General features: G+C 63.5%; 24 protein-coding genes. 10 read left to right on the top strand and 14 right to left on the bottom strand.

Annotated features, from left to right (window positions below; translation table 11 throughout):
- Positions 1 to 70: 70 nt before the first annotated feature.
- On the bottom strand, positions 71 to 658 hold the full coding sequence (locus tag BLQ55_RS13555) for a DUF6436 domain-containing protein (RefSeq protein WP_092254391.1): 588 nt from the start codon (positions 656 to 658) through the stop codon (positions 71 to 73).
- 108 nt (positions 659 to 766) lie between these two features.
- Between BLQ55_RS13555 and BLQ55_RS13550 the strand changes: the two genes are divergently transcribed.
- On the top strand, positions 767 to 1,714 hold the full coding sequence (locus tag BLQ55_RS13550) for a phospholipase BipL (protein ID WP_092254389.1): 948 nt from the start codon (positions 767 to 769) through the stop codon (positions 1,712 to 1,714).
- Positions 1,715 to 1,847: 133 nt separating this feature from the next.
- On the opposite strand, the gene BLQ55_RS13545 is transcribed toward BLQ55_RS13550, so the two are convergent.
- Positions 1,848 to 2,591: a DUF2059 domain-containing protein gene (locus BLQ55_RS13545; RefSeq protein WP_092203131.1), complete on the bottom strand. Its 744-nt coding sequence runs from the start codon at positions 2,589 to 2,591 to the stop codon at positions 1,848 to 1,850.
- A 140-nt stretch (positions 2,592 to 2,731) separates the two neighbouring features.
- Here BLQ55_RS13545 and BLQ55_RS13540 point away from each other — a divergent pair, with 140 nt between their 5' ends.
- Positions 2,732 to 3,364, top strand: coding sequence for a 2OG-Fe(II) oxygenase (locus tag BLQ55_RS13540; RefSeq protein WP_092203128.1), 633 nt, complete (start codon positions 2,732 to 2,734; stop codon positions 3,362 to 3,364).
- A gap of 2 nt (positions 3,365 to 3,366) precedes the next feature.
- Positions 3,367 to 3,858 carry a 2-thiouracil desulfurase family protein gene (locus BLQ55_RS13535; protein ID WP_092254387.1) on the top strand — a complete coding sequence of 164 codons (492 nt, stop codon included), beginning with the start codon at positions 3,367 to 3,369 and terminating at the stop codon, positions 3,856 to 3,858.
- Between the two features lie 192 nt (positions 3,859 to 4,050).
- Here the strand turns inward: BLQ55_RS13535 and BLQ55_RS13530 are convergent, their stop codons facing one another.
- Entirely contained in the window at positions 4,051 to 5,424 is a 1,374-nt protein-coding gene (locus BLQ55_RS13530) for a GTPase/DUF3482 domain-containing protein (protein WP_092254385.1), read from the bottom strand.
- A complete protein-coding gene (locus BLQ55_RS13525) occupies positions 5,417 to 6,784 on the bottom strand; it encodes a DUF2868 domain-containing protein (RefSeq protein WP_092254383.1) in 1,368 nt (455 codons plus the stop codon). Before BLQ55_RS13525 ends, BLQ55_RS13530 begins: the two co-directional genes overlap by 8 nt.
- Before the next feature lie 86 nt (positions 6,785 to 6,870).
- On the opposite strand from BLQ55_RS13525, the gene BLQ55_RS13520 reads away from it, so the two are divergent.
- Positions 6,871 to 7,383, top strand: a complete 513-nt coding sequence (locus BLQ55_RS13520; protein WP_092203287.1) for a dihydrofolate reductase — start codon at positions 6,871 to 6,873, stop codon at positions 7,381 to 7,383.
- Positions 7,384 to 7,502: 119 nt separating this feature from the next.
- On the opposite strand, the gene BLQ55_RS13515 is transcribed toward BLQ55_RS13520, so the two are convergent.
- Positions 7,503 to 8,894: an L-cystine transporter gene (locus BLQ55_RS13515; protein ID WP_092254381.1), complete on the bottom strand. Its 1,392-nt coding sequence runs from the start codon at positions 8,892 to 8,894 to the stop codon at positions 7,503 to 7,505.
- A 242-nt stretch (positions 8,895 to 9,136) separates the two neighbouring features.
- Here BLQ55_RS13515 and BLQ55_RS13510 point away from each other — a divergent pair, with 242 nt between their 5' ends.
- Complete coding sequence (locus tag BLQ55_RS13510; RefSeq protein ID WP_092203118.1) at positions 9,137 to 10,192, top strand: HAD family hydrolase; 1,056 nt, start codon at positions 9,137 to 9,139, stop codon at positions 10,190 to 10,192.
- A 189-nt stretch (positions 10,193 to 10,381) separates the two neighbouring features.
- Here BLQ55_RS13510 and ilvD read toward each other — a convergent pair whose 3' ends face one another.
- The 4 genes from ilvD to BLQ55_RS13490 all read right to left on the bottom strand — a co-directional run bounded on the left by ilvD (position 10,382) and on the right by BLQ55_RS13490 (position 15,835).
- Positions 10,382 to 12,223, bottom strand: a complete 1,842-nt coding sequence (ilvD, locus tag BLQ55_RS13505) for a dihydroxy-acid dehydratase (protein WP_072405931.1) — start codon at positions 12,221 to 12,223, stop codon at positions 10,382 to 10,384.
- 268 nt (positions 12,224 to 12,491) lie between these two features.
- Positions 12,492 to 13,697, bottom strand: a complete 1,206-nt coding sequence (locus BLQ55_RS13500) for an MFS transporter (protein WP_092254379.1) — start codon at positions 13,695 to 13,697, stop codon at positions 12,492 to 12,494.
- Positions 13,698 to 13,910: 213 nt separating this feature from the next.
- Positions 13,911 to 15,107 (bottom strand): class I SAM-dependent rRNA methyltransferase, encoded by a 1,197-nt coding sequence (locus BLQ55_RS13495; RefSeq protein ID WP_003206543.1) that lies wholly within the window; start codon positions 15,105 to 15,107, stop codon positions 13,911 to 13,913.
- Positions 15,108 to 15,295: 188 nt separating this feature from the next.
- Complete coding sequence (locus tag BLQ55_RS13490) at positions 15,296 to 15,835, bottom strand: type 1 glutamine amidotransferase domain-containing protein (protein WP_092254377.1); 540 nt, start codon at positions 15,833 to 15,835, stop codon at positions 15,296 to 15,298.
- Between the two features lie 233 nt (positions 15,836 to 16,068).
- Here BLQ55_RS13490 and BLQ55_RS13485 point away from each other — a divergent pair, with 233 nt between their 5' ends.
- Genes BLQ55_RS13485 through BLQ55_RS13475 form a run of 3 tightly spaced genes read left to right on the top strand, consistent with a single transcriptional unit; the run spans position 16,069 to position 18,103 of the window.
- Entirely contained in the window at positions 16,069 to 16,884 is an 816-nt protein-coding gene (locus tag BLQ55_RS13485) for an HDOD domain-containing protein (protein WP_176814214.1), read from the top strand.
- A 30-nt stretch (positions 16,885 to 16,914) separates the two neighbouring features.
- Complete coding sequence (gene mutM, locus BLQ55_RS13480) at positions 16,915 to 17,727, top strand: bifunctional DNA-formamidopyrimidine glycosylase/DNA-(apurinic or apyrimidinic site) lyase (protein WP_092254373.1); 813 nt, start codon at positions 16,915 to 16,917, stop codon at positions 17,725 to 17,727.
- 55 nt (positions 17,728 to 17,782) lie between these two features.
- Positions 17,783 to 18,103 carry a hypothetical protein gene (locus tag BLQ55_RS13475; RefSeq protein WP_060740179.1) on the top strand — a complete coding sequence of 107 codons (321 nt, stop codon included), beginning with the start codon at positions 17,783 to 17,785 and terminating at the stop codon, positions 18,101 to 18,103.
- 154 nt (positions 18,104 to 18,257) lie between these two features.
- Here the strand turns inward: BLQ55_RS13475 and BLQ55_RS13470 are convergent, their stop codons facing one another.
- The 5 genes from BLQ55_RS13470 to BLQ55_RS13450 form a co-directional block, all read right to left on the bottom strand.
- Positions 18,258 to 18,509 (bottom strand): YfhL family 4Fe-4S dicluster ferredoxin, encoded by a 252-nt coding sequence (locus BLQ55_RS13470; RefSeq protein WP_009683359.1) that lies wholly within the window; start codon positions 18,507 to 18,509, stop codon positions 18,258 to 18,260.
- Positions 18,510 to 18,642: 133 nt separating this feature from the next.
- Complete coding sequence (gene coaD / locus BLQ55_RS13465; protein ID WP_003177462.1) at positions 18,643 to 19,122, bottom strand: pantetheine-phosphate adenylyltransferase; 480 nt, start codon at positions 19,120 to 19,122, stop codon at positions 18,643 to 18,645.
- 115 nt (positions 19,123 to 19,237) lie between these two features.
- Positions 19,238 to 20,833, bottom strand: a complete 1,596-nt coding sequence (locus BLQ55_RS13460; RefSeq protein ID WP_092254371.1) for a GMC family oxidoreductase — start codon at positions 20,831 to 20,833, stop codon at positions 19,238 to 19,240.
- Between the two features lie 149 nt (positions 20,834 to 20,982).
- Entirely contained in the window at positions 20,983 to 21,528 is a 546-nt protein-coding gene (locus BLQ55_RS13455; protein ID WP_092203106.1) for a twin-arginine translocation pathway signal protein, read from the bottom strand.
- A 27-nt stretch (positions 21,529 to 21,555) separates the two neighbouring features.
- Positions 21,556 to 22,986 (bottom strand): coniferyl aldehyde dehydrogenase, encoded by a 1,431-nt coding sequence (locus BLQ55_RS13450; protein WP_092254369.1) that lies wholly within the window; start codon positions 22,984 to 22,986, stop codon positions 21,556 to 21,558.
- A 148-nt stretch (positions 22,987 to 23,134) separates the two neighbouring features.
- Here BLQ55_RS13450 and BLQ55_RS13445 point away from each other — a divergent pair, with 148 nt between their 5' ends.
- Both BLQ55_RS13445 and BLQ55_RS13440 read left to right on the top strand, forming a co-directional pair.
- The gene (locus BLQ55_RS13445) at positions 23,135 to 23,806 is read left to right on the top strand and encodes a TetR/AcrR family transcriptional regulator (protein ID WP_060740184.1); all 672 of its coding nucleotides are present in this window, start codon (positions 23,135 to 23,137) and stop codon (positions 23,804 to 23,806) included.
- Positions 23,807 to 23,839: 33 nt separating this feature from the next.
- On the top strand, positions 23,840 to 24,694 hold the full coding sequence (locus BLQ55_RS13440) for a sulfurtransferase (protein ID WP_092254367.1): 855 nt from the start codon (positions 23,840 to 23,842) through the stop codon (positions 24,692 to 24,694).
- The last annotated feature ends 74 nt before the right edge of the window (positions 24,695 to 24,768 follow it).

Raw genomic sequence — 24,768 nt, 5'->3', positions numbered from 1 at the left:
ATGGTCTCGCTGTTGATTCCCTGTTTAGCATGCCACTGTTTTCCTGCGCATCGCCCCTCGGAGGGATTTCTTATTCTTTGGCAGATGTGTCCTCGACCCACGGACAATAACAACCCACCGCCATCGTATGGGTCGCATTGACCGCCCGGCCAGCGCTCAACGCTTCGAGAATCGGCTCGATGAAGCTGTTGCTCGAATTGCAGGTCAGGCCTTCACTGTAAGGGCCGAAATACGCCAGCTGGCCGCTGTGATCCCAGATCGCCACCGCTGGGCTGGCAGGAATCTGGCTTGAACCCGGAAGCGTCGGGAGGGTTTTCAGGCTGTTCAATGTGGCCGGCAGTTGACCTTGGCTGCCCGCTTTTTGCACGGCATAAAACTCAACGCCTTGCGGTACGTACTTATCGACCAGTTCGGCCAGGTGCTGTTGGTTGCCAACGTTGCACGGGCAAGCCGGGTCCCAGAAATGCACCAGGCGGATCGCGCCAGGGCCGGCCAGCTCGGTGGGCAGGCGCAGAGGGTCGCCGGAAAACACCGCAGTGTGTTGACTGAAGGCCCGCAGGAAACGGCCCTGGAACCAGTCGTAGGCCACCCACAAGACGACGGCGCATCCGAGGGCAAGCAGGCTGGCAAGCAAGGTCGTGCGGTGGGACGGGCGCATGGAGTCGATCCTCTGAAGCCGCGTAGCTTGCCATGCTTGCCGCGACAGATGAATATCGCAGGCCTGTAAAGTCTGTTTCGCGCGATGCGCCCATGCCTGGAAACCTTGATGCCTGCCACTTTCGACCCCGATCTCCTGCGTGCCAGCCTGCAACCGCTGGCCCGGTGGCAAGCCCTGTCCGAGCAAGCCCAGGCTTACCAGCGGTTCTATGGGCTGGATTTTCCCCTGCGCAGTGTGCGCAAAGGGTTGGGGCGTTTCGAGGTGGGCGGGTATGAGCTGGTCAGCCAGGTCTGGTGGCCGGAGAAAGCCGTGGCGACGTTGTTTGTGTTCCACGGTTACTACGATCACATGGGGTTGTACCGGCACTTGATCGAGTGGGCCTTGGAGCAGAAGTTCGCGGTGATCGCCTGCGACCTGCCGGGCCATGGCCTGTCCAGCGGCGAACGCGCCAGCATCGAGGATTTCGCCGAGTACCAGGCCACCTTGCAGGGGCTGTTGGCCGAGGCCGCGACGCTGGACCTGCCGCACCCCTGGCACCTGTGCGGGCAAAGCACCGGCGGGGCGATCGTGGTCGATCACGTGCTCAACCACGGGGCGCAGAGTCCGGCCCAGGGCCAGGTCATCCTGCTGTCACCCCTGGTGCGGCCGCGGGCCTGGGGCTGGTCGCGCCTGAGTTATTACTTGCTCAAGCCGTTCGTGACCGGTATCGCCCGGCGTTTCAGCGAGAACTCCAGCGACCCGCAGTTCCTGCCATTCCTGCAAGCCGACCCGCTGCAACCGCTGCGCCTGCCTACTGCCTGGGTGGGGGCATTGGCGCGATGGATCAAGCGTATCGAAGCGGCCCCGAGCAGCCCGCGCCAGCCATTGATCGTGCAGGGGCAAGCGGACATGACGGTGGATTGGGCGCATAACCTGCAAGTGCTGCGCGCAAAGTTCGACCGGCCGCAGGTGTTGATGTTGCCTGAAGGGCGGCATCATCTGGCCAATGAGGCTTTGGCGTTGCGGCAGGAGATGTTCGGGTTCTTGAGTAAGCGGATGAGTCGGTTCCGGGGGTGACCTGGATATAGCTATCGCGAGCAGGCTCGCTCCCACAGGGGGATTGGGTGAAATCGAATATTGCGACCGGCCACGATCCAATGTGGGAGCGAGCCTGCTCGCGATGGCGTAATCCCAGGCACTGGAGTTCTATCTACTGCCCCAGATTCTGCCCCACCGCCAACCCCGCCCGAATCGCCGCCAGGGCGGCCTGATAGTAAGCCTGGCCCTCGGCCGATTCGGCGAAGGTGGCGAACTCTTCCAGCTCGGTATCCGACAAGTCACGGTAGACGTATAACAACGTGTTGTTGAGGTCCGCGCCGATCTGCTCCATCAGTCGCTGGCGCTGGCCGTTGAGCATGCCTTGGGCCTGGCCGGCCCCCAGCAGGCCGGGGATCATCGAACTCAGGCTGTCGGCCGCCACGCCGGCGATCGCCAGGCTGACTTCGGCGCCGGCTTCGCGGGCGGGCAGGGCCTGGGCCAGGTGGCCGATGATCAACAGACGGTTGTCGCTGGCTTGCATCTTCGGCAGGCCCTTGGCGTTTTTCGCCAATTGATCGCGCCGTGTCGCCAGCAACTCGGCCGCCACGACCTTGCGACCCAAGGGCGACTGGAAAAAGGCCAGGGCCGGGTTCGGGTCTCGAAGCTTGCTGCGTAATTGCGCCTCGGCCCGCTGGTCCATGGCCTGGGGGGCGAAACGTTGATTGCTGTTGTTGACCAGCGCCTGGAACACCGCCGGCGGCAGGCTGCTCTGATAGCGCTGCTGGGCGGCGCTCAAGGCATCATTGAAATGCGCCCGCTGTTCCGGCCAGCCGGCGACCTTGTACAACTGGTCGTAGCTGTCTGCCCAGGCGGGCAAAACGCAGAACATCAACAGTGAGAAAAGCAAACGGCGCATAGGGACTCCTGTCAGCAGCCGACTATTCTCCGTGGGGTGTGGGGTCTTGTCGAGAATTCGTATCAAGTTCCTACGGTGGTGCTATCCGACGCAGCGAAGCCGCTGCGTGGCGCTGTCGGTTTTGCAGGCACAGGCATACTATGCGCGCCATGCGAATACCTTCTGATCACCCGCTGCTGTTACGTATCGTCGACGACCTGGCCGAGCGCGGCTGGTCGCAGCAGAACCTCTTCCTGCCGGACGCGCTGACCCGTGCCTTGGCGGCCGAATGCCGCCAGCGTGCCGCCGAGGGTGAGCTGGCTCCGGCAGCGGTCGGACGCGGGCCGTTCTCGGAGATTCGCGAAGGCATTCGCGGTGATCGCATCCAGTGGATCGAACCCGGCCAGGCGCAAGCCTGCGACCGTTACCTGGGGCTGATGGACAGCCTGCGCGAGGCGATGAATCGCGGGTTGTTCCTGGGGTTGGAGGATTTCGAAAGCCATTTCGCCCTGTACCCGCCCGGTGCGTTCTACCTCAAGCACGTCGACCGCTTCCGCGATGACGACCGACGCGCGGTGTCTGCGGTGCTCTACCTCAATGACGATTGGCTGCCGGAGCATGGCGGCCAGTTGCGCATGTATCTGGAGGATGGCGTGGAGCGTGACGTGGTGCCCACCGGCGGTTGCCTGGTGGTGTTCCTGTCGGGCGACATCCCCCATGAAGTACTGCCGGCCACCCGGGATCGCCTGTCCTTGACGGGGTGGTTCCGACGCCGCGGCAACGAGTTGTTCTGACGATGGAAAAGATCCTGGTCAGTCGCTGCCTGCTCGGCCATCGCGTGCGCTACGACGGCGGTGCCAGCGGGCCGTACGATCAACTCCGGCACTGGCTCGACGAAGGCCGGATCGTGGCGCTGTGCCCGGAAGTCGCCGGCGGCCTGCCCACGCCCCGGGCGGCGGCGGAGATTCCCGGCGGGCAGGGCGGGCAAGTGCTCGACGGCCACGCAGCCGTGATCACTACCGACGGTGAAGATGTCAGTGCGCAGTTTTTGTCGGGCGCGTATCAAGCGCTGGAACAGGTGCGTGAACACGGCATCCGTATCGCTGTGCTCAAGGCCAACAGCCCGTCGTGCGGCAATCTGCTGGCCTATGACGGAACCTTCAGCGGTGTGAAGGTCAGTGGCGAAGGCGTGACGGCGGCATTGCTCAAGCGCCATGGGGTGCAAGTGTTCAGTGAGCTGGAGTTGGCTGAAGCGGCGGCGGCCCTCAAGGCCTTGAACAACGGCTGACGATTGTCGGCGCAGCCTTTTGTGGCGAGGGGATTTATCCCCGCTGGGGTGCGAAGCGCCCCCAAAATGGTTGAGCGCTATTAATCTGAGGAACCGAGGTGTCAGGTTTTGGAGCTGCTTCGCAGCCCAGCGGGGATAAATCCCCTCGCCACAAACTGTGTCCACCTTATCCTCGGTTCAGACAGGGGAAATCTAGAGCTCCTCGGCCAACTGCTCGATCCGCTCCTGCCGTTCCGCCTGGCTCAACCGCGCATGAGGGTTCAGCGACGACCACTGTGGATGCGCCCGGGCCTTGTTCAAGGCGTCGGGCAGCTTGCCCTCGCGCCAGGTCTTGTCCTGGGGCGTGGCGATGCGGATGCTGTCCATCGCCGCGTGGCCGCGCAGGTTGAGGGCTTGCAGCAATTGTCGTTGGCGCAGGGCCAGCAGGCGCAGCACGCCATCGTCCACCGTCAGTTCCCGTTGCCCCTTGAGCTTGCCCATCAGCCGGTTGCCGTAGCTGCGGGCGGTTTGCAGGGTGCCGCCGACAATGGCCCCGGCCAAGGCAGCGGCACCGAGGGTCAGGCCACCCACCAGCAAGTCCACGCCGGCCCCGGCCGCCGCGCCTGCCGCGATTCCGCCGCCGACGCGTACGCCCAGCTGCTTGAGGGTTTCGGGGTTGAACAAATCATCGCCCCAGCGTCCGTCGAGCAGCGGCAGGTCGCTGGCGGCAGCGTCCTGGGAGCGGAACGCGTAGAGCTTGAGCAGGGCTTCGACGCAGCGCTGTTCACGCTGACGCACCGCGTTGCGCAGCTCACTGATGGCCTCGCGTTCCAGCTCGGCATCACTGGCCACGCTGCGTCGGCAGGCGGCGCAGTCGATCAGCAATTCGGCGATCAAGCGCGCCGCGCTCTGCTGGCGGGCCAGGCGTTGGGCCTGTTGATCGGCGACCAGTCGTTCCAGTTGCCCACGGGCGCTTTCCAGCAACAACGCGAGGCTTTCATACAGGCGCCGCTCGCCGTCCTCGGGCGGGGCGACGCTGTCAAAGCGCACCAGGGCGTGCAGCCCCAATCGCGCCAGGGCTTCACGCCAGTCGGGCTCGCGATGGTGGGCGCTGCTGACGAAATTCAACACCGGCAGCAGCGGTTTGCCACAACTGGCGAGGACTTCCAATTCATCGCGGTACTTGGCCAGCACCGGCTCACGGGCGTCGATCACATACAGCCCGGCGTCGCTGGCGAGCAGTTGCCGCAGCACCTTGGCTTCCTGTTCGAAGCGTTGCCGCGCCTCGCTGCCCTCGAGGAAGCGAGCCAGGCGCGCCGGGCCGTCCAGGCGTTCGCCAGGGCGCTCCAGGCGCTCGAGGTAATCGAGCAGGGCGATGGCGTCTTCCAGGCCCGGCGTGTCGTACAGTTCCAGCAGCGCTTCGCCGTCCACCGACAAACGTGCGCCCTCGACGTGCCGGGTGGTGCTCGGACGGTGGGACACCTCACCGAAGCCGACGTCGCGGGTCAAGGTACGCAGCAGCGAAGTCTTGCCCACGTTGGTGTGGCCGACCACGGCCAGCTTCAGCGGCTTCATGGGTTCAGTCATGGCCGGTCTCCAGCCAGTTCAAGGGCATGCAGTCGGCGAAGGGCAGTTGCAACTGTTGCAGTGCGTTGTGCCAGTCGCCCAGGCGTTCGGCGTCCAGGGCTTCGCCGAGCGGGGCCTGCAACAGCCAGACGCGGGTGGCGCTGGCGCTGCGGGCCAGCTCGGCGATCAACGCCAGGCTGCCGCGGTCCGGTGAACGGCGGGGGTCACAGGCAATGGCCAGGCGTGCGGGTGGAAAGCGCGACAGTTGCTCCAGGAGTTTGTGGCGCGACTCGCGGCTGTCGAGGATGCCGGCGCTTTTCACGGTGTCGGGCAGTTTGGGCGGCCAGGGCCGATCGTCCAGTTCGATCGCCACCAGCAGCGCGCCGTCGCTGTCCATCGCACCGACGGCACTTTCGATGGGGTGCAGCTGCGCGGGCGCGGCGTCGTTGATGCCCAGGCGTTCGCTGCTGGGCATCAGCCGTTCACGCAATTGGGCGTAGCCCGGCAGGTTCAAATCCAGGTGCAATGTGGCGCGACCGCGTCGCCAGCGCCACAGGCACAGCAACGCCAGGCCCAGGCGCGGCAGCACGCCATAGACCAGCAGCACGCCGACCAGCCAGGCGGCCCAGGCCTGGCGGGCGCTCTCGATGTCCAGGGCGCCGTCGCCGCTGGCGCGGATCATCTCCACGGACGGCACACTGAAGCCCAACAGGGCTGGCAGCGCGCCGAGGCCTCGGGTCATGGCGACGAAGGTCTCGCTGCCGAGGAGGGTGGTTTCCCAGACAAAGCCATAGCGCCGGGTCGCCATCAGCATCAGCAGGATGACCAGCGCGCTGAGCATCGCCAGCAGCCACACGCCATTGACCAGCGCACCGAGGGCCCAGCGATTGAGTTTGTGCCGTTGCAACAACAGCAGCAGGGCCGGTGCCAGTTGGGCGGCCTTGGCATCGCGGGCGAGTTTTTCGCTGAGCCACAGCCACAGGCGCCCCAGCGCTGCACCTTGCTCGCCCGCGAAGATCAGGCCCAGGACCCAACCGACGAGCAGGATCAGGTTCAGTCCCAGAAGACTGCCCAGTGCCCAGAACACATTGACCGGTGTTTGCCCATCGCCGAGGGCGGCGAACCCGAGGCCGGCACCGCTGACGATAGCGAGCACCGCCAGCACGATCAGCGCCAGGCGCGCCCCTTGCAGCCAATGGCGCAGGGCTTGGGTGAGGCCATCGCGCTCGGCCAGCCAGCGGGCGCGGTGGCGGATGCGGGTGGAGAGATCGCCGCCCGCCGCGCGGGCCAGGCGATTGGCTTCCTGGTCCTCGAGGGGGCCGGCGTGTTCTTCACGCAGGCGGATCGTCTCGGTCAACCAGAGGTTCTGCAGTGCTGTCACGGGGGCTTCCGTTGCTCGAATGAGGGTTGAGCATAACCGCTGTGATGCCTGTCGGGGTACGCCGGGCCTCTGGTATCCTCGCGGCCATGAAAAAAACTCTCCCCTTAAGTCTGATCGCGGCCCTCGGTGAAAACCGCGTGATCGGCGTCGACAACAGCATGCCCTGGCACCTGCCGGGGGATTTCAAATACTTCAAGGCCACCACCTTGGGCAAGCCGATCATCATGGGGCGCAAGACCTGGGATTCCCTTGGCCGACCGCTGCCCGGGCGCCTGAACATCGTGGTCAGTCGCCAGCCGGACCTAGTGCTGGAGGGCGCGGAAGTGTTTTCCACCCTGGAGGCCGCGGTGGCGCGGGCCGAGGCGTGGGCCCTGGAGCAGGGCGTCGATGAACTGATGTTGATCGGCGGCGCCCAGCTGTACGCCCAGGCACTGGCACAGGCGGATCGACTGTACCTGACCCGCGTGGCGCTGAGTCCGGAGGGGGATGCCTGGTTTCCGGAATTTGATTCGACCCAGTGGGAGCTGGTCTCGAACCAGCCGAACCCGGCGGAAGGGGACAAGCCGGCCTACAGCTTCGAAGTGTGGGAAAAGCTTTAAAAGCATCGTGAGCAAGCTCGCTCCCACATGGATTGCCAGTGATCACCAATACTGTGTCCACTGAAGATTCAGTGTGGGAGCGAGCTTGCTCGCGATAGCGATCGTTCAGGTGCCACCCATCAAGCGTGCACCAACTCCCCATGCTCCTCGGCATCGAGCAGGGCCTTGTCAGTCTGCTGCATCACCTGGCTGGTAATCGCCCCGGCGGTGATCGAGCCACTGACGTTCAACGCCGTACGACCCATGTCGATCAAGGGCTCGACGGAAATCAGCAAGGCCACCAGCGCGACCGGCAAGCCCATGGCCGGCAGCACGATCAGCGCGGCGAACGTCGCGCCGCCACCGACCCCGGCCACCCCGGCTGAACTCAACGTCACGATCGCCACCAGCGTCGCGATCCAGACCGGATCCAGCGGGTTGATGCCCACGGTCGGCGCGACCATCACCGCCAGCATGGCTGGATAAAGGCCGGCGCAACCGTTCTGGCCGATGGTGGCGCCGAACGAGGCGCTGAAGCTGGCAATCGCCCGTGGGATGCCGAGGCGGCTGGTCTGGGCTTCGATGCTCAACGGGATGGTGGCCGCGCTGGAGCGGCTGGTGAAGGCGAAGGTCAGCACTGGCCAGATCTTGCGGAAGAAGCGCAGCGGGTTGATCCCGGCAGCGGACACCAATAGGCCATGGACCACGAACATCAGCCCCAGGCCGAGGTACGACACCACGACAAAGCTGCCGAGCTTGATGATGTCCTGCAGGTTGGAGCCGGCCACTACCTTGGTCATCAGCGCCAGCACACCGTACGGCGTCAGCTTCATCACCAGGCGCACCAGGCGCGTCACCCAGCTTTGCAGGGTGTCGATGGCGTTGATCACTTTCTGGCCTTTCTCTACGTCATCCTTGAGCAACTGCAACGCCGCGACACCGAGGAACGCGGCGAAGATCACCACGCTGATGATCGACGTCGGCTTGGCCCGCGCCAGGTCGGCAAAGGGGTTCTGCGGAATGAACGAAAGCAGCAGTTGCGGGATGTTCAGGTCGGCGACCTTGCCGGCGTAGTCGCTCTGAATCACTTGCAGGCGCGCCAATTCCTGGGTGCCGGCCACCAGGCCTTCGGCGGTGAGGCCGAACAGGTTGGTCAGGCCGATGCCGATCAGCGCGGCGATGGCGGTGGTGAACAATAGCGTGCCAATGGTCAGGAAGCTGATCTTGCCCAGGGACGAGGCGTTATGCAGGCGGGCCACGGCGCTGAGGATCGACGCGAAGACCAGCGGGATCACGATCATTTGCAGCAATTGCACGTAGCCGTTGCCCACCAGGTCGAACCAGCCGATCGAGGCCTTGAGCACCGGGTTGCCGGCGCCATAAATCGTGTGAAGGGCGATACCGAACACCACGCCCAGCACCAGTGCCAGCAGCACTTTCCTGGCCAGGCTCCAAGTGCTATGACGGGTTTGCGCCAGGCCGAACAGCAGGGCGAGGAATACCAGCAGATTGAGGATCAGCGGCAGATTCATCAAAAGAGCTCCATCAGACTTTAGCCAGTCGCCTGAAGCCGCGACTGCGAGCCGGGGAGCCTAACAGCCTGATAACTAATGAATTAATACTAAAAAAGCATGTAGATTGTCGTTTATGGAATAAGGCAGTGACGTTTACGGATACGCGACTGGCGTGATCAAGATGTAAGCGGTCGCCCACAGGCGAGGACTGTCACAAGCATTTGTTAGCGTCGGATTCTTTGAACCCGGGAGAAATGCCGATGAAACTCGCACCTCGTTTTCTCGCTGTCGCCTTGAGTCTTGGCCTGGCCGGCCAGGTGCTCGCCACCGAACTCAAGCACTGGCCGGCGGAACAGGCCAAGGCCCTGGACGCGATGATCGCGGCCAATGCCAACAAGGGTAACTATGCGGTGTTCGACATGGACAACACCAGTTACCGCTACGACCTTGAGGAATCGTTGCTGCCGTTCATGGAGAACAAGGGCCTCATCACCCGCGAAAGCCTGGACCCGTCCTTGAAGCTGATGCCGTTCAAGGACACGGCCGATCACAAGGAAAGCCTGTTCAGCTACTACTACCGCCTGTGCGAAGTGGACGACATGGTCTGCTATCCGTGGGTGGCCCAGGTGTTCTCGGGCTTCACGCTCAAGGAGCTCAAGGGCTATGTCGATGAGCTGATGGCGTCCGGCAAGCCGGTGCCGACCACCTATTACGATGGCGACAAGGTGGTGCAGTACAACGTCAACCCGCCGAAAGTCTTCACCGGCCAGGCCGAGCTGTACAACAAACTGATGGAAAACGGCATTGAGGTCTATGTCATGACCGCCGCTTCCGAAGAGCTGGTACGCATGGTCGCCGCGGACCCGAAATACGGCTACAACCTCAAGCCGCAGAACGTGATCGGCGTGACCACGTTGCTCAAGGACCGCAAGACCGGCGAACTGACCACTGCCCGCAAGCAGATCACCGCGGGCAAATATGACGAGAAGGCCAACCTTGATCTGGAATACACGCCTTACCTGTGGACCCCGGCGACCTGGATGGCCGGCAAGCACGCGGCGATCCTGACGTACATCGACGAATGGAAAAAACCGGTACTGGTGGGCGGCGACACGCCGAGCAGTGACGGCTACATGCTATTTCACGATGTGGACGTGGCCAAGGGCGGCATCCACCTGTGGGTCAACCGCAAGGACAAGTACATGACCCAGATCAACGGCATGATGGCCAAGCACGCCGCGGCCCAGGCCAAGGAAGGACTGCCGGTGACGGCGGACAAGAACTGGGTGATCGTCAAGCCGGAAGATATCCAGTAAGCCCCACCCCCTTGTGGGAGCGAGCTTGCTCGCGATGGCGTCGGCTCAGCAGCATCCTTGTTGGCTGACACACCGCCATGGCGAGCAAGCTCGCTCCCACATTCGATTGTCGGTGTGCTCAGGATTTGCGCTCATCGCAAAAAAATGCCCCGCACTTGGCGGGGCATTTTTTATTGCGACGAACGACGCTTACAGGCCGTCAAGCATCGCCTTGTTACGCACCGCACCCTTGTCGGCGCTGGTGGCGAGCAGGGCGTAGGCCTTGAGGGCCGTGGTGACTTTGCGCGGGCGCACTTCCACCGGCTTCCAGCCCTTGTTGTCCTGTTCGATGCGGCGCCCGGCCAGTTCTTCGTCGCTGATCAACAGGTTGATCGAGCGGTTCGGAATGTCGATCAGGACCTTGTCGCCATCGCGCACCAGGCCGATGGCACCGCCAGCCGCCGCTTCCGGCGAAGCGTGGCCGATGGACAGGCCCGAGGTGCCGCCGGAGAACCGGCCATCGGTCAGCAAGGCGCAGGCTTTGCCCAGGCCTTTGGACTTCAGGTAGGACGTCGGGTAGAGCATTTCCTGCATGCCCGGGCCGCCTTTCGGGCCTTCGTAGCGAATGATCACGATGTCGCCGGCCTTCACTTCGTCGGCGAGGATGCCGCGCACCGCGCTGTCCTGGCTTTCGAAAATCTTGGCGTTGCCTTCGAAGACATGGATCGACTCGTCGACGCCGGCGGTTTTCACCACGCAGCCGTCCAGGGCGATGTTGCCGTAGAGCACGGCCAGGCCGCCTTCCTTGGAGTACGCGTGCTCGACGCTGCGGATGCAGCCGTTTTCACGGTCGTCGTCCAGCGTCTCCCAGCGGGTCGACTGGCTGAACGCGGTTTGTGTCGGAATGCCCGCCGGGCCGGCCTTGAAGAAGTGATGCACGGCCTCGTCGGTGGTCTGGGTGATGTCCCACTTGGCGATGGCCTCGGCCATGCTCTTGCTGTGCACGGTCGGCAGGTCGGTGTGCAACAGGCCGCCACGGGCCAGGGAGCCGAGGATGCTGAAGATCCCGCCGGCGCGGTGCACATCTTCCATGTGGTATTTCTGGATGTTCGGCGCGACCTTGCACAGTTGCGGCACGTGACGGGACAGGCGGTCGATGTCGCGCAGGTCGAAATCGATCTCGGCTTCCTGGGCGGCGGCCAGCAAGTGCAGGATGGTGTTGGTGGAACCGCCCATGGCGATGTCCAGGGTCATGGCGTTCTCGAACGCCTTGAAGTTGGCGATGTTGCGCGGCAACACCGACTCGTCGTTTTCGCCGTAGTAGCGCTTGCACAGCTCGACGATGGTCCGGCCGGCCTGCAGGAACAACTGTTCGCGGTCGCTGTGGGTGGCCAGGGTCGAACCGTTGCCCGGCAGGGCCAGGCCCAGGGCTTCGGTCAGGCAGTTCATCGAGTTGGCGGTGAACATGCCGGAGCACGAACCGCAGGTCGGGCAGGCGCTGCGCTCGTATTCGGCAACCTTCTCGTCAGAGGCGCTGGAGTCGGCGGCGATCACCATGGCATCGACCAGGTCGAGGCCGTGGCTGGCGAGCTTGGTCTTGCCGGCTTCCATCGGGCCACCGGAAACGAAGATCACCGGGATGTTCAGGCGCAGGGCGGCCATGAGCATGCCCGGGGTGATCTTGTCGCAGTTGGAAATGCACACGATGGCGTCGGCGCAGTGGGCATTGACCATGTATTCGACGGAGTCGGCGATGATCTCGCGGCTCGGCAGCGAATAGAGCATGCCGTCGTGGCCCATGGCGATGCCGTCGTCCACGGCGATGGTGTTGAATTCCTTGGCAACGCCGCCGACGCGTTCGATTTCCCGGGCGACCAGTTGGCCGAGGTCCTTGAGGTGGACGTGGCCGGGCACGAACTGGGTGAAGGAGTTGGCAATGGCGATGATCGGCTTCTTGAAGTCGTCATCCTTCATCCCCGTGGCGCGCCACAAGGCACGGGCGCCGGCCATGTTGCGGCCATGGGTGGATGTTTTCGAGCGGTAATCAGGCATGGAGCACTCCGGGCGGCTAATCAGGTACTTATCAGGTATCAATGGGGAAGTGAGCTTCTGTCGACGTCTGGAGCACCCGGGTTTGGCCGTGTGTCCGGAAGTGGCCGATGACTTTGCAGGATCACTGCGCGCCTCGGCATGAGCTCATAAACCCGCCGGGGATGAATGGCGATGAATGCCACGATTCTACACCGCTGGCGCCAGGATGACATGACGCAAAGCGCTGATCGGGCGCCAATGTCGTGCACGGGATGACGACTGGCAGGGTTCAGCCGGCCAACAGCCCCCTGTCACGCTGCCGGACCAGGGCATTGAGCGCCAGCCCCAGCAGGCTGAGCAAGACCAGGCACAGGGCCAGGGTGAGTTGCAAGTCCAGCGGGGTGAGGCTGATCGCGGCACTGGTCAGCCCGCCGACGATGAAGATCAGCACACTGCCGGCGGAGGCGGATGTGCCGGCCCGCCCGGGAAATCTGTTCATGGCTTGGGTGTGGGCGGCTGCGCGGGCGATGGTCGTCCCGGTGGTGCACACGATCATGGGCAGCAACAGGGAGGTGACTGACAAACCCAGTTGATTGGCAAGCCCCAGCATCAGGAGGCCTGCGGCGAGGATCAGGGCCAGCCCGGTGATGATTTGCGTCTGTGGATCGATTCGATTGCTCAGCACGGACGCTACCGCGCCCCCGCCGATGTAGGCCAGCCCATAGCCCAGCAGCGCCAGGGAAAAAGCCTCGGGGGAGAGGCGCAACTGGTCGATCAGGACCAGCGGCGAAATGACGATGAACGAAAAGTGGCAGGAAAAAGCCAGCGCCGAGGTTAGCCAATAGGCCATGAAGCTGAAGTCGCCGCAGACCTTTCGATAGGATGCGATGAAATCCAGGCGCCTGGGTTGGCTGTCTGCCACAGGGCGTTGAAGTAAACGACTGGCGCTGATGAATGCACCGATTGCCAGGGCAATGAACACCAGGAAGCTGCCTCGCCAGCCCATCCAGCTTTGCAGCCCGGTGCCTGCCAGGGGCGAAACGGAAATGAAAATCCCCCCGCAGGTGACCAGAAAGATCCGCAGGCGCTGCTGTTCCCGGCCGGTGAACAGGTCTTGGATCAGCGCTTGGGACAGCACGAAGCAACCGCATCCCAGGGCCTGGACGACACGCGAGAACAGAAAGGCCCCGTAACCGTCGGCGAACACGCAACCGGCGGCTCCCACGGCGGAAACGGCGATCCCGATCAATAGCAGGGTTTTTCGTCCCATGACGTCGGAGAGCGGGCCGACCAGCAGTTGGGAAAGGGCAATCCCTATCGCGAACAGGCTGACAGACAGGGCAATGTCCGCGGATGAGCGTTCGAAATGCTCGGACAGGGCGGGGAACGAGGGCAGCACGACATCGATGGGAAAGACGCCGAGCAGTGTCAGTGTCAGCAACAAGCCGACGGTGGCCGGTTTGCGGGCAGACAGGCGATTTTGCGGATCAGTCATTGACGAGGTCCAAGGCGTACCTGGGGGCGCTTTCAATCCTAATGCGTCATGCCCGCTGGGCGCGGGGGAGATTGAGTAGGAAGGTTCTGGTAATTGCGTGGGAGTTCTCCTGCGAACCTATTCGGCCTGCAAAAAAAATCGCAGCCGAGGCCGCGATCAGAATGCGATTCGAGTGCGCGGGGCGCAGCGCTGCGGCGCTGGCCCCGCCCGGCGTCAGCTGTTGGGCAACAACCGGCAGGTGATGCTCTTGATGTAGCGGGTCTCGGCGATGGCCGGGTGTACCGGGTGGTCTGGCCCCTGGCCGCCGCGTTCGAGCAGTTGGATGTTGCGGTCCAGATGACGGGCGCTGGTCAGCAGGATGTTTTGCAGGTCGTCTTCGGGCAGGTGCATCGAGCACGACGCGCTGACCAGGATGCCGTCCTTGCTGAGCAGGCGCATGGCTTGCTCATTGAGACGGCGATAGGCGCCTTCGCCGTTCTTCAGGTCTTTCTTGCGCTTGATGAAGGCCGGTGGGTCGGCCACGATCACATCGAAACGTTCTTCGCTGGCCTTGAGTTCCTTCAGGGCCTCGAACACGTCGCCTTCGATGCAGGTCAGCTTCTCGGCGAAGCCGTTCAACGCGGCGTTGCGCTCGACACCGTCGAGGGCGAAGGCCGAGGCATCGACGCAGAATACTTCACTGGCGCCGAACGCGGCGGCTTGCACGCCCCAGCCGCCGATGTAGCTGAACAGGTCCAGCACGCGCTTGCCCTTGGCGTACGGGGCCAGGCGTGCGCGGTTCATGCGGTGGTCGTAGAACCAGCCGGTTTTCTGGCCTTCCATGACTGGCGCTTCGAACTTCACGCCGTTCTCTTCCAGGGCCACCCATTCCGGCACCAGGCCGAACACGGTCTCGACGTAGCGGTTCAGGCCCTCGGCGTCACGGGCCGCGGAGTCGTTCTTGAACAGGATGCCGCTGGGCTTGAGCACCTGGGTCAGGGCGGCGATCACGTCGTCCTTGTGGGCTTCCATGGTGGCCGAGGCGATCTGCACCACCAGGATGTCGCCGAAACGGTCGACCACCAGGCCTGGCAACAGGTCGGAATCACCGTAGACCAGGCGATAGAACGGCTTGTCGAACAGCCGCTCGCGCAGGGACAACGCCACGTTGAGGCGATGCACCAGCAGGGACTTGTCCAGCGGCAGCTTCACGTCACGGGACAGCAGCCGGGCGCAGATCAGGTTGTTGGGGCTCATCGCAACGATGCCCAACGGCTTGCCGCCGGCAGCTTCGAGGATGGCCTGGTCGCCGGCCTTGAAGCCGTGCAGGGGCGTGGCGGCCACATCGATTTCGTTGCTGTAGACCCACAGGTGGCCGGCGCGCAGGCGACGGTCGGCGTTGGCTTTGAGGCGCAGGCTAGGCAGGGACATGACGTCGCTCCGGAAAAAAGAGCGGGAGTATACCGTGTTGCAACCTTGGCGGGGCTTGCGCTGGACATGTGGCGATGTAGGAGCTGTCGAGTGCAACGAGGCTGCGATCTTTCCCCGGACAATTCCCAAGCGAAAGATCAGAAGATCGCAGGCTTCGCCAGCTCCTACAGAGCAGAGCGTCCCAGGCTTCAGGCGGACAACGCGCTGAGCAACTCGCGGTTGAACGCCGGGATGTCATCGGGCTGGCGACTGCTGATCAACGTGCCGTCCTTGACCACTTCCTGATCGACCCAGTTCGCGCCGGCGTTGACCAGGTCATCCTTGAGGGTCTTGTAGCTGGTCATGGTCTTGCCCTTGACCAGCCCGCTCGACGCCAGCAACCAGCCGCCATGGCAAATCACCGCAATGGGTTTGCCCGCCGCCTCGAAGCCCTTGACCAGTTTCTGGGCGTCGGGATCGATGCGGATGGTGTCGGAGTTCTGCACGCCACCGGGCAGCACCACGGCGTCGTACTGCTCGACATTGGCGGCCTTGAAGGTCAGGTCGATCGGGAAGTCGTCGGCCGGCTGGTCATGGTTCCAGCCTTTGACCTGGCCTTCGCGGGCCGAAACGATGTCCACCTTGACGCCGGCCTGTTCCAGCGCCTGCTGGGGGCCGGTCAGTTCGGCCTGTTCAAAACCGTCCGTCACCAGGATGGCGACACGTTTGTTGTTCAGGAAACCAGGCATGGAAAAATCTCCTCAAGCTGAGTGGTCGGGCTGCCGACTCAAGCCTGTATGCAGGCTTGGCTGTCGGCCCTGTAAAGTCCGAAGCCGATGCCTGAAGGAAAGTTCCGCCGATCTACCCGGCGGTATATCGGATCCATCTTTAAGGGTTAGAATCCCCGCCTGACCCAGAGTGTGTACTCATGTCCAAAGAACTTTCCGCCGAACAGATCCAACAGTCCCTGCAAGGGATCAGTGTGCCGCCCCAGCCGCAGATCATGGTGGATCTGCAGATGGAGCAGTACATGCCCGACCCGGACCTGGAGACCATCGCCAAGTTGATCTCCCAGGATCCGGGGCTCTCGGGAGCCTTGCTCAAGATCGTCAACTCGCCCTATTACGGCCTGCGCAACAAGATCACCTCGATCCAGCGCGCGGTGAACCTGCTGGGCAGCCGTTCGATCATCAACCTGATCAATGCGCAGTCGATCAAGGGCGAGTTGCACGACGACGCCATCGTCACCCTGAACCGCTTCTGGGATACGGCCCAGGACGTGGCGATGACCTGCCTGACCCTGGCCAAGCGCGTCGGCCTGGAGAACGGTGACGAAGCCTATGCCCTGGGGTTGTTCCACGACTGCGGCGTGCCGTTGATGCTCAAGCAGTTCCCCAACTACATGAGCGTGCTGGAGGAGGCCTATGCCAATGCCAGCGCCGAGTGCCGGGTGGTGGACACCGAGAACCGCGCGTTCAACACCAACCACGCGGTGGTCGGTTACTACACTTCCAAATCCTGGCGCCTGCCGGATCACGTCAGCCAGGCGATCGCCAACCACCACAACGCCCTGGCGGTCTTCAGCGACGAGTCTTCACGCAACAACAGCCAGCTGAAAAACCTGCTGGCGATCCTGAAGATGTCCGAGAACATCTGTGCGTCCCACCGGGTGCTGGGCAACCAGGCCGAAGACCACGAGTGGGATAGCGTCGGGAGCCTGGTGCTCGACTACATCGGTTTGTCGGAATACGACTTCCAGACCCAGAAACAGGAAATTCGCGACCTCGCCTCTCGTTGAGTGCGTGGCGTCGCCTGACGCGAGAACCTCATGCCAGAACTGCCGGAAGTCGAAACCACCCGTCGCGGCATCGCGCCCCATCTTGAAGGCCAGCGGGTCAGTCGCGTGGTGGTCCGTGACCGCCGCCTGCGCTGGCCGATTCCGGAAGATCTCGATGTGCGACTCTCGGGCCAGCGCATCATGCAGGTGGAGCGGCGGGCCAAGTACCTGCTGATCAATGCCGAGGTCGGCACGTTGATCAGCCATCTGGGCATGTCCGGCAACCTGCGCCTGGTGGAGGTTGGCATGCCCGCCCTCAAGCACGAGCACGTGGACATCGAACTGGAATCCGGCCTGGCCTTGCGCTACACCGACCCTCGGCGTTTCGGCGCGATGCTCTGGAGCCTCGACCCGCTCAATCACGAGCTGTTGATTCGCCTCGGCCCCGAGCCACTGACCGACCTGTTCGATGGCGAACGGTTGTTCCAGCTGTCGCGGGGGCGTTCCATGGCGGTCAAGCCGTTCATCATGGACAACGCGGTGGTGGTGGGCGTGGGCAATATCTATGCGACCGAGGCGCTGTTCGCCGCCGGGATCGATCCGCGCCGGGCCGCCGGAGGCATTTCCCGGGCGCGTTACCTGAAGCTGGCGACCGAGATCAAGCGCATCCTCGCCCATGCCATTGAGCGCGGTGGCACCACGTTGCGGGATTTCATCGGTGGGGACGGCCAGCCCGGCTATTTCCAGCAGGAGCTGTTCGTCTACGGCCGGGGCGGGGAATTGTGCAAGGTCTGTGGCACGGGGCTGCGGGAAATCCGCCTGGGCCAGCGCGCCAGTGTCTGGTGTCCACGCTGCCAGAGCTGATTCGTCCGACGGTCTATAGTCAGTAGTCATATTGATTTAGCCGAAGGATCGCCCGATGAAACCGCTTCGACCTGTCGTTCTAGCGCTGCTGCTGAGTGTCGGTTTGCCTGCCCTGGCAAACAGCGGCAGCGGCGACCCGCGCTACACCATCCAGAATCCGCCGGCCTTCGCCATGCTCGGCGACCTGCTGATCGCCCGCCCGCTGCTGCTCGCCGCTACGGTGATCGGGGCTGGGGCATTCGTGGTGTCGTTGCCCTTTACCGCGTTGGGCGGCGGGGTCGGCGATGCGGGGAAGGCGTTGGTGGTGGACCCGGCCAGGGCCACGTTCGTGCGGTGCCTGGGGTGTGTGGGGGAGGGGTTTGAGCGGCAGGAGTGAGGCGGGCAGCTGGATCTTGGGTATTGCTGCTGGCCTCATCGTGAGCAAGCTCGCTCCCACAGGGATCTGCTGTGTTTAGTGCCTGAAGCAAAGCTCCTGTGGGAGCGAGCTTGCTCGCGATAGGGCCGGCACAGACCCTACGAAATACTCTGGCTCAAGCCTTGCCAGTAATCCTGCGATATTTCGCCATCAACTGCTCTTCAGTCTCCGGATGAGCCTCGTCCAGCGGGATGCAATCCACCGGGCAAACCTGCTGGCACTGGGGTTCGTCGTAGTGGCCGACGCACTGGGTGCACAGGTTCGGGTCGATGACGTAGATCTCCTCGCCTTGGGAAATGGCCTCGTTCGGGCATTCGGGTTCGCAGACGTCGCAATTGATGCAGTCGTCGGTGATGATCAGGGACATGCAGGCTCCTGCCGGGGCGTTGGGCCCGGGCATCTGAAAACGTATGGGCGCAATTGTGCCGCATTGGCGAGCGCAGTGCACGCGGGCGCGATGGACTGCGTTGCGCTGCGAGGTGGCTCGCAGCGCCTGCCGGTCATTTCTTGAAGCGCAGGGTCAGCGCATCGGCCACGGCCGGGTGGACAAACTTGGTGATATCACCGCCCAACGCCGCGATTTCCCGGACCAGGGTCGAGGAAATGAAGGAGTAGCGCTCCGACGGCGTCAGGAACAGGCTCTCGACGTCCGGTGCCAATTGGCGGTTCATGTTGGCCAGTTGGAACTCGTACTCGAAGTCCGAGACCGCACGCAGGCCACGCAGGAACACATTGGCGTTCTTTTCCTTGGCGAAGTGGGCCAACAGCGTCGAGAAGCCGACCACTTCGACGTTGGGCAGGTGCTTGGTGACCTCGCGGGCCAGTTCCACACGTTGCTCCAGCGGGAACAGCGGGTTCTTCTTCGGGCTGGCGGCGACGGCAATGATCACGTGGTCGAACAGGCGCGCGGCGCGTTCGACCAGATCGCCATGGCCCTTGGTAATAGGGTCGAAGGTACCTGGGTACAACACTCGGTTCATCGCGTCGTCCTGGCGGGAGTCCGTTGGGGAGTCGGATGGTATCGCAGCCTTCTCGGTCGGCCAAGTCGGCTGTTGGATAAGAAAGCACTATAGACGCTGCGAATAATCCGGATATTCATGGGTTTTTCAGGCGTTCGGCCAGGGCTGTCGCCAATTGTGCGGTCAGCCCGTACACCGATAATTGCGGGTTGGCGCCGATGCTGGTGGGGAACAGCGAGCCGTCATGGATCGACAGGTTGCCCAGTTGGTGATGGCGCCCCAGGCTGTCGGTGACGGCGGTTCTCGGGTCTTCACCCATGGCGCAGCCACCCATCACGTGGGCGCTGCCCAGGCGCGTGCGGTACAAGGCCAGGTCAAGCCCGTCGATCAGCGTGCGGGCCTCGGCCAGGGTCTTCACGTAGCGGGCGTCGCTGTGCAGGGGCATCACCGCCTTGGCGCCGCCAGCGAATTGTATTTCGGCCATGCTGTGGAAGGCCCGGCGCAAGCCGTCCCAGGCATACGGCGAAACGGGGTAGTCGAGTACCGGCGTGCCGTCGCTGCGCAACTCGACGCGGCCGCCGGGGCTGTCCGGGTGAAAGCCGTCGCGCAGCAGCGCGAGCATGGCGTGGGTGTGAGGCAGCCGGGACATGTGCAAGGCGTTCTCGGGGCCGAGCCCGCCCAGCAGCGTGGCGGCGAGCGCCGGGTGCAAGGGCGGGACTTCGAGCTTGTAGGACATCTTGCCGGTGGTTCCGTCCTGCCATTGGAAGTGATCCGAATAAATCGATTGCGGCGCACCGTAGAACGGGTTGATGACCTCGTCGAATTGCCCGGCGGACATGTTCACCAAGTGCAGGAAGGTGCGTTTGCCCACACGTTCGTGCGGGTCTGGCGCAGCGGAGCGCAACAGCAGGCCGGGGCTGTTGATACCGCCGCCCGCCAGCACGTAGTGCCGCGCCTTGACGGTGATGCGCCGCCCGCTGGGCGCCACGCAGCGCTCATCCATGGCCTGGCACTCGAGGCCGACGACGGCATCGTTCTTGATCGTCAGGCGCTCGGCCCGCGCCAGGTAAAGCAGCGCGCCACCCTTGTCCAGTGTGGCCGGGATGGTGGTGACCAGCATCGACTGCTTGGCGTTGGTCGGGCAACCCATGCCGCAATAGCCCAGGTTCCAGCAGCCGCGCACGTTGCGCGGGATGACGTGCCAGGCGTAGCCCAATTGTTCACAGCCTTTGCGGATCACGTCGTTGTTGGCGTTGGGCGGAACCAGCCACGGCGCCACGCCCAGGCGTTGTTCCATCTGTGCAAACCAGGGCGCCATTTCAGCACGGCTGTGGCCCTTGACGTTGTGCTCGGCGGCCCAGTGATCGAGGGTCTGGTCGGGCGTGCGGAAGCTGGAGGTCCAATTGATCAGCGTCGTGCCACCGACGGCCCGGCCCTGGAGAATGGTGATGGCGCCGTCCTTGCTCATGCGTCCGAGGCCTTCCTGGTACAGGCTGCTATAGGCCTGGTCTTCGAGCAGTTTGAAGTCATGGCTGGTCTTGAGCGGCCCTTCCTCGATCAGTAGCACCCGGTAGCCGGCAGCACTGAGGATTTCCGCCGTGGTGCCGCCACCGGCACCGCTGCCGACGATGGCCACGTCGGCTTCCAGGGTCAGGTCCTCGGTCAACTGCGCGCCGTTGTAGGTGGTCCAGCCACGGGCCAGGCCTTCGCGGAAGGGATCGGGTACAGGCATGTTCTGGGCTCTCTTATTGTTATGAGGGTGCGATAGGCCCTTGTGGGGGCGAGCTTGCTCGCGATAGCGGTGTGTCAGTCAATCGATCGGTAGCTGATGTGACGCTATCGCGAGCAAGCTCGCTCCCACAGGGGTTGGTTCTGAATTGGTCAAACCGTTGGCGGCCCCGGATACCCGCAATGCGCCCAGGCTTCGGATTGGGTGTACCAGGCCATCATCACCAATTGCAGCAACGAGCAGTGACCTTGCTGTAGCAGATCCAGTGAACTGTTTTCCCATCGCGCGAGGAACTGGCGGATGTCATCGGCGCTGGCGTTTTCCCACGCGCCCCAGACTCCGGTCAGTGGCCCGCGGGTCACGCCCAGCGTGAGCACATCGAACAGCTGGTGCAGGAGCTTGAGCATGGCGGGGGACAGGTGGGCCAGGCTTCTGTCCAGGCTGCCCAGGGTCGCGTCAATGGCGGCAGGGATCTGCCCGACGGTCACTGCGCCGTCCAGCATCACAGGGATGACGGCGCGTAAAAACGCCAGGTCGCTGTCGCGCAGGGCCGTCAGGCCGGCGGCCGGCTGGCTTGGCGAGCAGCCGCTCAGGCTGGCGCCCAGCCCGACGGTGGCCAGGAAGGCGCTGGCGCCGAGGCTGAATTTCAGCAGGCCGCGCCGTGACAGCGGGGGGGTATCGGTGAGGCTGGCGTTCATGATTGTGATCACCCGGGCAGGCACGCGTCAGCGGACAAACAGCTTCTGAATCAGTTTCTGCAAGGGTTTGCCGTAGGGCGGATAAATCAGCTTCGCCGCGTTGAATCGCTGTTTGGTCAGCACGCCCTTGGCCTTGCTGAAGGTCAGGAAGCCCTCATGCCCGTGGTAATGCCCCATTCCCGAGGGCCCGATGCCGCCGAACGGCAGGTCATCCTGGGCGACATGCAACAGCGTGTCGTTCAGGCAGACGCCGCCGGAATGGGTTTCATGGAGCACGCGATGCTGTTCGGCCTTGTCGTAGCCGAAGTAGTAGAGCGCCAGCGGGCGGGGACGCTGATTGATGTAGGCAAACGCCTGGTCCAGATGGTCATAAGGCACGATGGGCAGCAGCGGGCCGAAGATTTCGTCTTGCATGACGGTCATCTCATCGTTGACGTTGAGCAGCAGGCTGTGGGCCATGCGGCGGCCCTGGCCTTGCTCGAACAGCTCGATCAGCAACGCGCCCTTGCCGGTGGCGTCGCTGATGTAGCCATTGAGCCGCGCCAGTTGTCGTTCGTTGATGATGGCGGTGTAGTCCGGGTTGTCCGCCAGGGTCGGATAAAACCTGCGCACCGCCTCGCGATACGCCTCGACGAACTCACCGACGCGGTTCTGCGGCACCAGCACATAGTCCGGGGCGACACAGGTTTGCCCGGCATTCAGGGTTTTGCCGAAGGCAATGCGTTCGGCGGCGTCCTTGATGGGGACATCGACCGACACGATGGCCGGTGATTTGCCACCCAGCTCCAGGGTGACCGGGGTCAGGTTTTCGGCGGCGGCCCGCATGACATGCTTGCCGATGCTGGTGGCGCCGGTGAACAACAGGTGATCGAAGGGCAACTTGGAAAACGCCATGCCGACCTCTGCCTCGCCGAGCACCACGCACACCAGGTCCTGGGGGAAGACCCGGGCGAGCAATTGCTTGAGCAGCAAGCCGGTGGCCGGTGTCGATTCGCTGAGCTTGAGCATCACCCGGTTGCCCGCCGCCAACGCCCCGACCAGCGGCCCGATGGCCAGGAACAGCGGGTAGTTCCACGGCACGATGACCCCGACCACGCCCACTGGCTGATAGATCACTTTGGCTGAGGCCGGTTGAAAGGCCATGCCCACCGTGCGCCGGGAGGGTTTCATCCAGCCCTGGAGGTGCCGGCTGGCGTAATGGATGCCGTGCAGGCTCGGCATCAGCTCGGCCAACAGTGTTTCGTCGGCGCTGCGGTGGCTGAAATCCTGGCTGATGGCGTCGATCAAGGCTTGCCGTTCGTTGCTCAATACCTCGCGCAGCGCCTTGAGCCATTGCCGGCGCTGTTCGGCCGGTGGCATTGGGTGGGCAGCGTAGGCCTGGCGCTGGGCATCGAAGAGCGACCGCAGTTCGTCCAGTTGTTGTTGAGACTCGTGCAGGTAGGCAACGTCGGCAGGCATCGTCAGGCACCGGATGTTATTAGAATGAGGGTTTTCTAGAGCTTATACTCTAGAAAGTCAATGGCATCCGCAACGGCTGTGGGTTTTTCCTGTGACCGATAGGTCGTAAGATGCCGATCAATGCCTTCGTCGAATTAAAGCCCAAACCATGGCCCCACGAATGAAAACCAGCGAGCGCATCGTGCAGAACAGCCTCGAGCTGTTCAACCAACAGGGTGAGCGCAGCGTCAGCACCAATCACATCGCCGCCCACATGGACATGTCCCCGGGCAATCTCTATTACCACTTCCCCAACAAGCAGGCGATCATCGCCGTGCTGTTCAGTGAATACGAGAACCTGGTGGACAGCTTCCTGCGTCCGCCCCAGGGCCGGGCGGCCACGGTGGATGACAAGCGCTTCTACCTGCAGGAGCTGCTGGCGGCCATGTGGCGTTATCGCTTCCTGCACCGGGACCTGGAGCATCTGCTCGACAGCGATCCGGACCTTGCGGCCCGCTATCGTCGGTTTTCCCAGCGCTGCCTGATCCACGGCACCGCGATCTACGAAGGTTTCGTTGCCGCCGGCATCCTGAAGATGGACCGGGTGCAGATCGAATCCCTGACTCTCAATGCCTGGATCATCCTCACGTCCTGGGTACGGTTCCTGTGCACCACACGGGAAAATTTCAGCCACCTGAGCGAACAGGCCATCAAGCGCGGCGTCTATCAGGTGCTGGTGCTGGAAGCCGGTTTCGTGACCGATCAGGCCCGCGAAGCGGTGGATGCGCTGTTCAAGGAATATTACGTCCCCCTGGCCCAGACCCTGGAGGAAGGGCAGTAGGACCGATCCCCGACTTAGCCAAAGGAGCTCACCATGCCCATCGCGCAACTCATCAGCCCCCCAACCCTCGAACAGCGGCGATCACGGCCCGGGCTGGTTATCCTCGACTGTCGTTTTGCCCTGGAAGATTCGGATTACGGCCAACGCAGTTATGCCGAGGGCCACATTGCCGGGGCGTCGTTCGCGGACCTTGAGCGCGACCTGAGCGGGCCGGTGACCAAAGGCGTGACCGGGCGCCATCCGCTGCCCGAGCCCGAGGCCTTGATCGAGCGCCTCAGGGCTTGGGGGCTCGATAACGACAGCGACGTCGTGCTGTACGACGACGGCCCCGGCGCTTATGCCGCGCGGGCCTGGTGGTTGCTGGCCTGGCTGGGCAAGCGCGATGGCGTGTTCATCCTCGACGGTGGGCTCAAGGCCTGGCATGCCGCCAGCTTGCCTTTGAGCCTGGATCCGCCGCAGCACAGTCGTGGGACTTTCACGGGGGCGCCGGATGCGAGCTTGTTAATCGATGCGCAAGCGCTGCAACAACGCCTCGGCGAGTCGGCCATGACCCTGCTGGATGCCCGGGCGTTGCCGCGCTTCAAGGGCGAAGTCGAGCCGATCGACCCTGTGGCCGGGCATATCCCTGGCGCCCAGTGCGCCGCGTTCACCGACAACCTGAGCGCCGATGGACGCTTCTTGCCGACCGCCCAGCTCAAGCAACGCTTCGCCGAAAAACTGGGCGAGCGCTCGCCCACCGAACTGGTGGCGTACTGCGGCTCCGGCGTGACGGCGTGCCATAACCTGTTCGCCCTGTGCCTGGCCGGGTACCCCTTGGGGCGGCTGTATGCCGGCTCGTGGAGTGAATGGATCAATGATCCCCAGCGGGGCGTGGCGAAGGGCGAATAGCTCATCCCCAAAAAGCGAATGTGGGAGCGAGCTTGCTCGCGATGACAGTGTGCCAGGCAATTTCAATGTTGCTG

This window comes from Pseudomonas sp. NFACC13-1 (assembly GCF_900104425.1).
In the GTDB taxonomy this organism is placed as follows: Bacteria; Pseudomonadota; Gammaproteobacteria; order Pseudomonadales; family Pseudomonadaceae; genus Aquipseudomonas; species Aquipseudomonas fluorescens_AA.
Note: the sequence above shows the minus strand (reverse complement) of the source record. Positions and strands in the feature narration are given on the sequence as shown.